The sequence below is a fragment of the Acinetobacter sp. CIP 102637 genome (genome assembly GCF_000368425.1).
Lineage (GTDB): Bacteria > Pseudomonadota > Gammaproteobacteria > Pseudomonadales > Moraxellaceae > Acinetobacter > Acinetobacter parvus.
In genome coordinates this window covers 868,830-878,583 of sequence record NZ_KB849435.1, presented here as the reverse complement: position 1 = coordinate 878,583, position 9,754 = coordinate 868,830, and the positions used below count along the sequence as shown (strand labels likewise).

10 protein-coding genes and 5 pseudogenes are annotated in these 9,754 nt (G+C 40.8%); 10 read left to right on the top strand and 5 right to left on the bottom strand.

What is annotated here, in order from left to right; all coding sequences use genetic code 11:
- Both F967_RS13755 and F967_RS13750 read left to right on the top strand, forming a co-directional pair.
- Positions 1 to 634 (top strand): annotated as a pseudogene (locus tag F967_RS13755) (IS3-like element ISAcsp5 family transposase); the annotation flags it as partial.
- 72 nt (positions 635 to 706) lie between these two features.
- A pseudogene (locus F967_RS13750) lies at positions 707 to 851 on the top strand (DUF2805 domain-containing protein); the annotation flags it as partial.
- Here F967_RS13750 and F967_RS13745 read toward each other — a convergent pair.
- A pseudogene (locus F967_RS13745) lies at positions 848 to 940 on the bottom strand (DUF2256 domain-containing protein); the annotation flags it as partial. The pseudogenes F967_RS13750 and F967_RS13745 sit on opposite strands and share 4 nt — an antisense overlap.
- A 174-nt stretch (positions 941 to 1,114) precedes the next feature.
- Here F967_RS13745 and nudC point away from each other — a divergent pair.
- Positions 1,115 to 1,888 (top strand): NAD(+) diphosphatase, encoded by a 774-nt coding sequence (nudC, locus tag F967_RS07185; protein WP_034431086.1) that lies wholly within the window; start codon positions 1,115 to 1,117, stop codon positions 1,886 to 1,888.
- Positions 1,889 to 2,086: 198 nt separating this feature from the next.
- Here nudC and F967_RS07180 read toward each other — a convergent pair whose 3' ends face one another.
- Both F967_RS07180 and F967_RS07175 read right to left on the bottom strand, forming a co-directional pair.
- Positions 2,087 to 2,314 carry a hypothetical protein gene (locus tag F967_RS07180; protein ID WP_004799093.1) on the bottom strand — a complete coding sequence of 76 codons (228 nt, stop codon included), beginning with the start codon at positions 2,312 to 2,314 and terminating at the stop codon, positions 2,087 to 2,089.
- A gap of 102 nt (positions 2,315 to 2,416) precedes the next feature.
- Positions 2,417 to 2,632, bottom strand: coding sequence for a cold-shock protein (locus tag F967_RS07175; RefSeq protein WP_004799092.1), 216 nt, complete (start codon positions 2,630 to 2,632; stop codon positions 2,417 to 2,419).
- 478 nt (positions 2,633 to 3,110) lie between these two features.
- Between F967_RS07175 and F967_RS07170 the strand changes: the two genes are divergently transcribed.
- Positions 3,111 to 3,659, top strand: a complete 549-nt coding sequence (locus tag F967_RS07170; RefSeq protein WP_004799091.1) for a lipocalin family protein — start codon at positions 3,111 to 3,113, stop codon at positions 3,657 to 3,659.
- Positions 3,660 to 3,794: 135 nt separating this feature from the next.
- Positions 3,795 to 4,196 (top strand): annotated as a pseudogene (locus F967_RS13740) (acyl-CoA desaturase); the annotation flags it as partial.
- A 4-nt stretch (positions 4,197 to 4,200) separates the two neighbouring features.
- On the opposite strand, the gene F967_RS07165 reads toward F967_RS13740, so the two are convergent.
- A complete protein-coding gene (locus F967_RS07165) occupies positions 4,201 to 4,695 on the bottom strand; it encodes an IS630 family transposase (RefSeq protein ID WP_004760103.1) in 495 nt (164 codons plus the stop codon).
- A gap of 47 nt (positions 4,696 to 4,742) precedes the next feature.
- Positions 4,743 to 5,048: an IS630 transposase-related protein gene (locus tag F967_RS07160; RefSeq protein WP_000122230.1), complete on the bottom strand. Its 306-nt coding sequence runs from the start codon at positions 5,046 to 5,048 to the stop codon at positions 4,743 to 4,745.
- A 27-nt stretch (positions 5,049 to 5,075) separates the two neighbouring features.
- Here F967_RS07160 and F967_RS07155 point away from each other — a divergent pair.
- From F967_RS07155 to F967_RS07135, 5 genes and pseudogenes are all read left to right on the top strand, one after another.
- A pseudogene (locus F967_RS07155) lies at positions 5,076 to 5,669 on the top strand (acyl-CoA desaturase); the annotation flags it as partial.
- A complete protein-coding gene (locus tag F967_RS07150; RefSeq protein WP_004799088.1) occupies positions 5,666 to 6,949 on the top strand; it encodes an NAD(P)/FAD-dependent oxidoreductase in 1,284 nt (427 codons plus the stop codon). The pseudogene F967_RS07155 and the gene F967_RS07150, both read left to right, overlap by 4 nt.
- Positions 6,950 to 6,958: 9 nt before the next feature.
- Positions 6,959 to 7,747 carry a DUF1365 domain-containing protein gene (locus F967_RS07145; RefSeq protein WP_004799087.1) on the top strand — a complete coding sequence of 263 codons (789 nt, stop codon included), beginning with the start codon at positions 6,959 to 6,961 and terminating at the stop codon, positions 7,745 to 7,747.
- Positions 7,744 to 8,946, top strand: coding sequence for an SAM-dependent methyltransferase (locus tag F967_RS07140; protein WP_004799086.1), 1,203 nt, complete (start codon positions 7,744 to 7,746; stop codon positions 8,944 to 8,946). Before F967_RS07145 ends, F967_RS07140 begins: the two co-directional genes overlap by 4 nt.
- A 23-nt stretch (positions 8,947 to 8,969) precedes the next feature.
- Positions 8,970 to 9,749 carry a DUF1295 domain-containing protein gene (locus F967_RS07135; protein WP_004799085.1) on the top strand — a complete coding sequence of 260 codons (780 nt, stop codon included), beginning with the start codon at positions 8,970 to 8,972 and terminating at the stop codon, positions 9,747 to 9,749.
- Positions 9,750 to 9,754 lie beyond the last annotated feature (5 nt).

Below are 9,754 nucleotides of genomic sequence, written 5' to 3'. Positions count from 1 at the left end.
ATCAAATAGGTCGGCGTAAAGTCCGACGTTTAATGCGCTTGATGGGAATACATGCCTTGTATCCAAAACCCAATACCAGTAAGCCTAATCTTGCACACCGTATTTTCCCATATCTGTTGAAAAACATGGTCATCGATCACTCTAATCAAGTCTGGTGTACAGATATAACGTACATTCCTATGGCTAAAGGCTTTGTCTATCTGTGTGCAATTATAGATTGGCATAGTCGTAAAGTACTGGCTCATCGTGTATCGATCAGTATGGAAACAGACTTTTGCATAGATGCGTTGCAAGAAGCAATTGTGAAATATGGTTGTCCAGAGGTGTTTAATACAGACCAAGGCAGTCAATTCACAAGCGAGGCATTTTTTGAATGAGTTAAAATTGCGAAATATCCGTATCAGTATGGATGGGAAAGGACGATGGATGGATAATGTAATGATTGAGCGTTTATGGCGCAGCTTGAAGCATGAGGAAGTCTATTTGAAGGCTTACGATACGGTTACACAAGCGAAACAATCAATTGCTGAATATTTGGATTTTTTATAACATGATACGTCCTCATTCAAGTTTGAATAAGGCAACACCAAATGAATTTTATGATCAACATTTACTAAAAGTAATGGCAGCATAATTTAAATATTTAGAGCGGATTTATCACTTATAAAACTGAATTGAGTGGTCTAATTAACGGAACCACCTCAGTGTCCGCTTGATGCGGCAAAATATGAAAGCATCGAGTTTTTAAAATGTGGCGTGAACGCGTCACTGGCCGAAAAACCAAACATCTGCAACTGCGTTCACCCGACGTGATACGGGCCTATTGTTCACGCCAATACAAGCGTTTCTAAGCGTTTGATTTTGAAAGCTGCCTGGACTCACGTTTACATCGTTCAGAACAATATTGTACTTCCTCCCAGCAGCGGTGCCATTTCTTGCGCCAAGTAAAAAGTGGTGTGAAAGTTGTGTGATTTTAATCAAAAATATACAAATTATTATGGTTGTAATTTCATTAGTTGGCCCCTAGTATTTTGTTTAAAGTTACTCTATGTAAGCTTCCTTAGTTTTGTCCCATACACCTCTATGTATGGGATTTTTTTAATCAGTGGATGTCATGAGTATGCATTCAAAAGCGTATATTTTTAGACACCAGCAATTACTGGTGGATGAACATTTTCAGTTGCCGCAGGTAGAAAAACTGCAGCACGACTTAGATCTGTCGGAAAATGGCCAAGTCATTGCACGGGATCTAAAAGAAAATGAATCACTACCCGAAGGTTATCAACTGGTCCCGATCCGGCAACTGGTGCAGGTCTGGAGCAGGCCGCAATTTGAACAGGCCAGCCGTGCTGTGCAGTTACTGGAGTGGCGTCGTAACCACCGCTTCTGCAGCAAATGTGGCCATGCTACCCAGCAGCATGTCAGCCAGTATGCCATGATCTGTCCATCCTGTGGCTATAACCAGTATCCGCGGGTGAATCCTTGTGTGATTACTATCATCACCCGCGGCGAAGATGAAATTCTGCTGGCAAAAAATGCTCGCAACAAAACCCAGATGTACAGCCTAATTGCTGGATTTGTTGAAGTTGGAGAAACCCTGGAAGAGGCAGTAAGCCGTGAGACACTGGAAGAAGTTGGGCTGCAGATCAAGAATATTCAATATCTGGCTAGCCAGCCTTGGCCGTTTCCTAGCAACCTGATGATGGCTTTCAGAGCGGAGTATCACTCGGGTGAGATTCAGATTCAGGAAGATGAGCTCAGCGATGCGCAATTTTTTAAATTTGATCAGTTACCCGAGATTCCGTTTAAGGGCAGTATCGCCTATGCAATGATTCAGCATGTGATGCACGGTACTCCTGTAGCAGATGACAGCAAAGAGTGGCTTTGAAATTTTAAAAAGAGCAGGGTTTGAAAGTTTAGATGAGAATTTCTGGCTGAAATAAGAACGGCAATCTAGCTCATCTAGAAAAGGAACTCTCTATAAACAGACACCATTCTGAATAGGCAGGGAATACTTAGATGTACCTTGAATAACAGCAGGAAAGAGAAACCATTACATGGCTTCATCATTCAGAAGTTTTTTTATTTAAATCACTTTATGATTTAGCTTAAATAATTGATTTAAAGACGTATAAAATGTACGACCATCTAAATTTAAATCTACATCAATTCCAGATTCCAGCAGAACTCTTTTACCCACTTCAATTTCTTTAAAACCTTGACGTGTATTCTGCATTTTATTTAAGGGAATTAAAGAAACGATAATTTCAGTACCATTTTTAGATTTTGCAATTAATTCATTAACTTTTAACAATTTATATCCTATTTTTATGATTTTTTCCAATATGGAACAACAACTTTTTCTTTAAAATTAAAAAAGCACTGAGTAGTGCTTTTTCAACTCGTATTTTAGTGCTTATATAGCAACAATATTGACCGCATTCGGTCCTTTTTGACCTTGAGCGATGCTGAATTCAACTTGTTGACCTTCAAATAAGGTTTTAAAACCTGAGTTGGCAATTTCACTGAAGTGAGCAAAAACGTCTGGGCCAGATTCTTGTTGAATAAAACCAAAACCTTTAGTTTCATTGAACCACTTAACCGTACCTTTAACAACATTTGAGTTTGACATAATAAATCCTACTGATTTTTTAATAATTTTAGCCATTTTATTGACTGCTGATAACTTGGAAAATAATAATGAACGAGACTTAAAATCTAAAAAAACGAAGAATTATGAATAAAACGACGATAGTTAACAGAGATTTAATGAAACAAGACTTTTTTCTAGTTGAGTTAACTATACCTTAAAAATAAAATTAATCAAGTTTTTTTATATGTATATTTAATTATCTTATAAAAAAATGACTGGATCAGGAGTTAATATGTTGATCTAGTTGATTTTTTTTAAAAAGTCTATCGACAGCATTGATACATTGAAACAGAAAAAACTAATTTACCGCGTTAAAAGGGGGTCCAAGAATAAATGATTTTCTCCATTTTCTCAGGCTTTAAGATTGAAATTTCGCCTACATTCATCCTGCATTTAATCTTCACACTTTGTTCACATCCACCTGTATCTTAGTCCTGAAATTATTCAAGGCTTAAAAATGAATACTCTATTCAAGTCAGTTTTTGCGGTTACGGCACTGACCCTCATGAGCTTAAGCATGCTGACTCGAGCGGAAACGGTTGCGCCTCAGACAGTCGATCAGGTAGATATCAAGCAGTATGCAGGCAAGTGGTATGAAATTGCGCATTTACCGATGTATTTTCAGCGTAAATGTATAGCTAATATCACGGCAAAATATAGCGTCAATGCCGATCAAACTATCGGGGTATTGAATAGCTGCCGAATTGCCAATGGCGAAATAATTAGCTCTGAAGGTGTTGCGTATTCGCAAAATCAGGGGAACAGCAAACTGAAGGTCAGCTTTTTGCCTACAGGTTTAAGATGGATACCATTTAGCAAAGGTGATTACTGGGTATTGCGAGTAGATCCAGAATATAAAGTGGCACTTGTGGGGGGACCAAGTCATAAATACCTATGGATTTTGTCACGTGAACCGCAACTAGATGAAGCAACTTATCAGTCATATATAGACACTGCGAAAGATTATGGCTATGACGTGACAAAACTTATCAAATTGCCTCATTAATCTGCTAACCTTTTGCCGAACTGATAAATCTCTCTACAGTTCGGTTTTTTTTATTTACTTCACATAAAATTCATATCTGACTGATTAAACTCATCAAATAGAATAAATATAGTTGCAAAAATTTAGGGTGAGTCGATGTTGAAAAGTCTGATGCGATGGGTAGATAGTTGGTCTACACCTTCAGCGCTCAAAACCCAGACTGCTGAAAATAGTAAAATTCAGTGGCTCAGGATCTTACCATTTATCTTATTGCATCTCGCCTGCCTTGCAGTATTTTGGGTTGGAGTGTCATGGTTTGCAATTGGTTTTATGTTGGCATTCTACCTGGTCCGCATGTTTTCAATTACTGCTTTTTTTCATCGTTATTTATCGCATAAAACTTTTCAGACTTCGCGTCCAGTACAGTTTCTGTTTGTGCTGATTGGCACCATGAGCGCGCAGCGTGGTCCGCTCTGGTGGGCAGCGCATCACCGTTATCACCATCGCTATACTGATACCTTGAAAGACCCGCATTCCTCGACGCATGGTTTTTGGTATATAGTCAAACTACTTTATTATTCATACAGGATTCGAAAAAAACTCGAAATAACTCATCGACTGAGTCGATCAACCATTCTTTACGCTTACGTTTAACCCATGCCCACATCTGTTCTATAGGATTTAAATCAGGGCTGTATGCAGGAAGCCAAAGAATTTTATGCCCTTGTTGTTCCAATAATTCCTGAATATCTGCTCTTTTATGAAATGCTGCATTATCCATAACCACTACACTATTTTCAGGTAATGCTGGTATCAGGAATTGCTCAATCCAAAAATGAAAAACATCTGAATTGATTTTGCAATCAAATAAACCGACTGAAAATAAATCCCCTTTATGGATTGCTCCAATGGCATTGGTCTGATTCTTTAATTGCCAATTATATTGCCCTAAACAGGGTACTCCTTTTCGTGAATAGCCATGAGGTCTATAATCATGTGACTTAAAACCACTTTCATCCAGATAAATAATCGGGTGGTTTTTTTCTAATTCTTTCACTTGCTGAATAAATTTATCCCTAAGCCTTGTATCTGCTTTAGGATGGCTTAACGTCTTTTTTTAACTGTAATATTTAAGCGCTTTAATGCAGCACCAATAGATGAAACACCACAATTAAAACGTGCAGCACGTTCATATTGATAAGCATCAGGATACTTTTCAACATCTTCACGTAAAGCATCATCGTTAATTTTAGAAGGTTTACGTACACGAGTTTTTTTAATCTCTATACGTTTCTTCCATTCAACAATGGTATTTTTATTAATTTCAAATTGTGCAGCTACCGCTCGAATAGAATAACCTTCCTCAAGCTTAGCTAAAATTTTACGTCTAAAATGTTCTGAATAACTCATTGCACCATTGTATTAGTTTTATAATGATTTGACTATAGCCATGTTGGTTGGTTTCTGAATGAATATAATTTTGCTACACGTAAAGAAGTCATCAAGGACTGGCTGAAATATCCAGAGCTGATCTGGCTAGACCGTTTCAGTTTGATTGTTGTGCTGCTGACTGCCGGCGGGATTTATGTACTAGGTGAATGGTTGGCAATCACTTGGCCACAACTTGGGACCTCCGGCTTGCAACTTTTGGTCTGGGGTTTTGTGGTTTCCACGGTGTTGTTGATCCATGCGACCTTATGTATCAATTCACTGGCGCATCATTACGGTAGCCGTGATTTTGACACTGATGATCAAAGCCGTAACAACTTATTCCTGTCCATCATTACCTTGGGCGAAGGTTGGCACAACAACCATCATTACTATGCTGGCAGTACCCGGCAGGGTTTTTACTGGTGGCAGATTGATGTGACCTATTACCTTCTAAAAATTATGTCTTGGCTCGGGATAGTCTGGGGCTTAAAGCCAATTCCAGCGCGGGTCTATGACGTCAGTAAAATTGCACAAGCTCGAAAACAGAGAAAACCAGCCAAAACAGGCGCACCTACTATTCATTCTAAGGAATCACCATGAAAATTGCGATTATTGGTTCAGGTATTTCTGGTTTGTATGCAGCTTGGAAACTCAGTAAAGTGTATGACGTTACCATCTTTGAAAAGAATAACTACTTTGGTGGTCATACTGATACTCATCAGCTAAATATCGATGGTGAAAAGGTTGCGGTAGACAGTGGCTTTATCGTGTTTAATGAGCATAACTATCCGCTGTTCTGCTCGATGCTAAAAGAGCTTGGAATTCAATCGCAAAGCAGTGACATGGGCTTTTCGGTGAATAATCAGGTCAGTGGCTTACAGTACAATCCTTCAAAAAAATTCTCGCTGTTATTCCGACCGCAAAACTTTTTTAATGCGGATTTTCGCGCGATGTTGTCGGATCTGTTCCGTTTCTATGCGGCGAATAAAGATCTGGATGTGGAACAGGTCGATGCACAGCTCAGTATTGATGAGTATTTAAATCAACATGGATATAGCACAGCTTTTCGTCATGAACATCTCTATCCGATGTGCGGAGCGCTATGGTCCTGTCCAGTAGAGCAAGCTGGACAGATTCCCTATAAATTTGTGGTGAGCTTTTTTCAGCACCATCGTATGTTGCAGCTGAAAGAACGACCTTCGTGGCTTACGGTCAAGGGTGGATCAGTTCGTTACGTTCGTGCCATTCAGGCCCAATCGAATATGACTTTCCGCAAGACAGGTGTGCTTCATGTATCCCGTAGTGCCAATGATGTAGTGATTGAAACTGGACAGGGCAGTGAACGTTTTGACTGGGTCATTTTTGCCAGCCATGCTGATGATAGTCTGAAATTACTGAAAGACCCTTCTGCTCAGGAGTTGGACGTACTCGGTAAGTTTCGCTATCAGGATAACCGCATGGTGGTGCATTCCGATACTAGTATTATGCCCAAATCTCGTCGCCAATGGGCGAGTTGGCATGTGCATGTAACTTCGAGTCAAGGATCTGAACAGACGCCATTCCAGCATAGTGGCATGCACTATGGTTTTAGCTATTGGATGAACCAGTTGCAAAACCTGAATTGTAAAACCCAAATCTTTGCCACACTCAATCCTAACTTTAACCTCGATCCGAAAAAAATATGGGTAGAACGATATTACCGTCATCCAGTATTTGATGCTGCCGCGATTGAGGCACAACAACGTTGGGCTGAGGTTAATGGCCAGAACCGGACGTCATACTGTGGTGCCTACTGGGGCTGGGGCTTTCATGAAGATGGAGCGCGTAGTGCTTCATGGGTTGTAAATCAGTTGCTGCAACACACTGAGCAAGCGGCTTAGGAGTACAGAATGCAAATGTATCCACTGGCTATGGCTTCTACCGAAATTAGGCATCGTCGCTATTTGCCCAAATCACATGCTTTTGAGGTGAAGCTTAACTATTTATGCTTTGATCCAGATCAACTGGCAAATTTTACCCAAAAGTCTTGGTTCTGGTCTTCTAGTCGCTGGAATTTATTGACCTTGGATGAACGTGACTTTCTAAACATGGAATATGGCTCGATTCGGCAGAAAGTTGCACGGTTACTGATCAAACACGAAAACTATCATTTACCACATGCTGCATCTATTCGTGTACTGGCTTTACCACGCACACTGGGTTTTCGTTTTAATTCTGTGGTGTTTTATTTGATCTTTGATACGACCGATCAACTGATTTTTATACTGAGTGAAATCACCAATACACCGTGGAATGAACGTCAGGTGTACATTCACGATTGTCGGCACAATGAAACTAAACATACGCCTTACCAGAGCCATCAGTTTGACTTTAAAAAGGCCTTTCATGTGTCGCCATTCATGCCAATGTCACTGGATTACCGTTGGCGTTTTAGCTTTTCAGAACAGCAAAATATGATTCATATGCAGTTGTTTGAACAAGAAATATTGCAATTTGATGCCACCATGAAATTTAAGCTGCAAGCCATCACACTTCCTTCACAGCAACATCGATATGCTGTATTAAAAGTTCTTGAGCCCTTTAGGATGGTGAGCGGGATTTATCTACATGCTTTGCGCTTATGGAAAAAGAAAATTCCGTTTTATCGGCATCCTAAAAAAGAAAAAGGAAAGACATGACTATGAAAACACTGTTAATGGGAGAGCATACCGAACTGCCCGTGGTGCTGCGCCACCTGTTGAAATTACGCCATGGTCAGCTGATTTTTAAAGGCCTCTGGAACGGGACAGTTGGTGAAAACAGTGATCTGCAGGCGGTGATACAGGTTCATGATACCCGTCTGATGGATTTGCTGTTCCGTAATGGTGTATTGGGGGCAGCAGAAAGCTTTATTCGTGGTTACTGGAGCAGTGAAGATCTGGTCAATGTAATTCGTATTCTAGCGCGTAATCGTGATGTGCTTGATCGGATGAATCAAAATGTAGTGGCAAAAGCTAGCCAGTTGGTACTTAAGGCTTGGTATAAATCCCGCAAGAATTCAATTGATGGTAGTCGTCAGAATATTGCTGAGCATTATGACTTGAGCAATGATTTTTTTAAATTGTTCTTAGATTCCAGCATGATGTATTCCAGTGCGGTGTTTAAAGAACCCTGTATGAGCTTGGAACAAGCTTCAGATTATAAAAAAGAACTGATCTGCCAAAAACTTCAATTGCAACCGATGGACCATTTGGTTGAAATTGGCAGCGGCTGGGGAGGCTTTGCCATTTATGCGGCTCAGCATTATGGCTGTAAGGTGACCACCATTACCATTTCCAAAGCTCAGTACGATGAAGCACTCGCCCGAGTTGCTGAAGCAGGGCTGTCTCATCGGGTGTCTGTACAGCTTCAGGACTACCGTTTACTCGAAGGTAAATACGACAAATTGGTGTCCATTGAAATGATTGAAGCAGTGGGTGAGCAATATTTACCAACTTATTTCCGAAAATGCCGCGAGCTCCTCAAGCCGAATGGTCTAGCCTTGATACAGGCGATTACCATTGAAGATGCACGCTATGTTAAAGCTTTAAATACGGTGGATTACATTAAGCGTTATATTTTCCCCGGTAGTTTTATTCCATGTATCAGTGTGATGACGCAAACGGCTTCTGAGCAAAAACTTCGTCTCAAACATCTGGAAGATATTGGTCAAAGCTATGCACAAACCTTGAAGTGTTGGCGTCAGCGTTTTCTGGAGCAACGTGATCAGGTGCTGCAACTTGGTTTTGATGAGCGCTTTATCCGCATGTGGGATTTTTATCTGTGTTATTGCGAAGGTGGTTTTAGGGAAGGCGTGATCAGTGATGTTCATTTGCTGTTTGAAGCCAGTGCTTACTAAGCAGAATTAAACAGGAGGGCGACATGCTGCTAGATTTATTTTTGCTCAATGTCTTCATCATGCTCTGTAGCTGGGTGTTGGTGACCTATAACCGCAGAGCAGGGCTGGTCGATGTCGCTTGGAGTTTCAGTATTGCTCTTAATGTGATTATTGCCGCTTGGGCGATTGACAGTGCACCGATGTTGGTTCGGTTATTTCTGGGACTCGCGGGTGGGATCTGGTTTTCACGGCTGACCTGGCATCTGTTACGGCGCTATGCCAATGAAACCCAAGAAGACACGCGTTATGCCAACATGCGCCGAGCGATGGGGGATTATCAGCATCTTGGTTTTCTGGTGTTTTTTATATTTCAGGCAGGTTTGGCGCTACTGTTTTCCTACCCAATGCTGAAGTTGTTAAGTATCTCGACCGAGCAATGGAATGACTGGACTTTGGTCACTGTGATTGTGGCGGGTATGATCATGCTTTTGGCTTTGATAGGTGAAAGCACTGCCGATCAGCAACTTTACCGTTTTAAGCTAGATCCACAGAATCAAGGTAAAACCATGGATCAGGGCTTGTGGAAATACTCGCGCCATCCGAATTATTTTTTTGAATGGTTGCATTGGTTTGCCTATCCAGTGCTCGGTCTGGCACCAGGATGCTATGAATTATGGATTTATCCACTGCTGATGTGGCTATTCCTGTACTACTTTACAGGTATTCCCTTTAGTGAAAAACAGGCGCTCGCCCACCGTGGTGACAACTATAAAGACTATCAACGACGAACTTCAATGTTTATTCCGTGGCCACCCAAAGAGTAGGTAAA

Excerpts from the sequence above, each read along its gene's own strand:
- F967_RS07140 (WP_004799086.1), top strand. The coding sequence starts at position 7,744 with ATGACTATGAAAACACTGTTAATGGGAGAGCATACCGAACTGCCCGTG.
- F967_RS07160 (WP_000122230.1), bottom strand. The coding sequence starts at position 5,048 with ATGAGTTATTCAGAACATTTTAGACGTAAAATTTTAGCTAAGCTTGAG.
- F967_RS07135 (WP_004799085.1), top strand. The coding sequence starts at position 8,970 with ATGCTGCTAGATTTATTTTTGCTCAATGTCTTCATCATGCTCTGTAGC.
- F967_RS07170 (WP_004799091.1), top strand. The coding sequence starts at position 3,111 with ATGAATACTCTATTCAAGTCAGTTTTTGCGGTTACGGCACTGACCCTC.
- F967_RS07175 (WP_004799092.1), bottom strand. The coding sequence starts at position 2,632 with ATGTCAAACTCAAATGTTGTTAAAGGTACGGTTAAGTGGTTCAATGAA.
- F967_RS07145 (WP_004799087.1), top strand. The coding sequence starts at position 6,959 with ATGCAAATGTATCCACTGGCTATGGCTTCTACCGAAATTAGGCATCGT.
- F967_RS07150 (WP_004799088.1), top strand. The coding sequence starts at position 5,666 with ATGAAAATTGCGATTATTGGTTCAGGTATTTCTGGTTTGTATGCAGCT.
- nudC (WP_034431086.1), top strand. The coding sequence starts at position 1,115 with ATGAGTATGCATTCAAAAGCGTATATTTTTAGACACCAGCAATTACTG.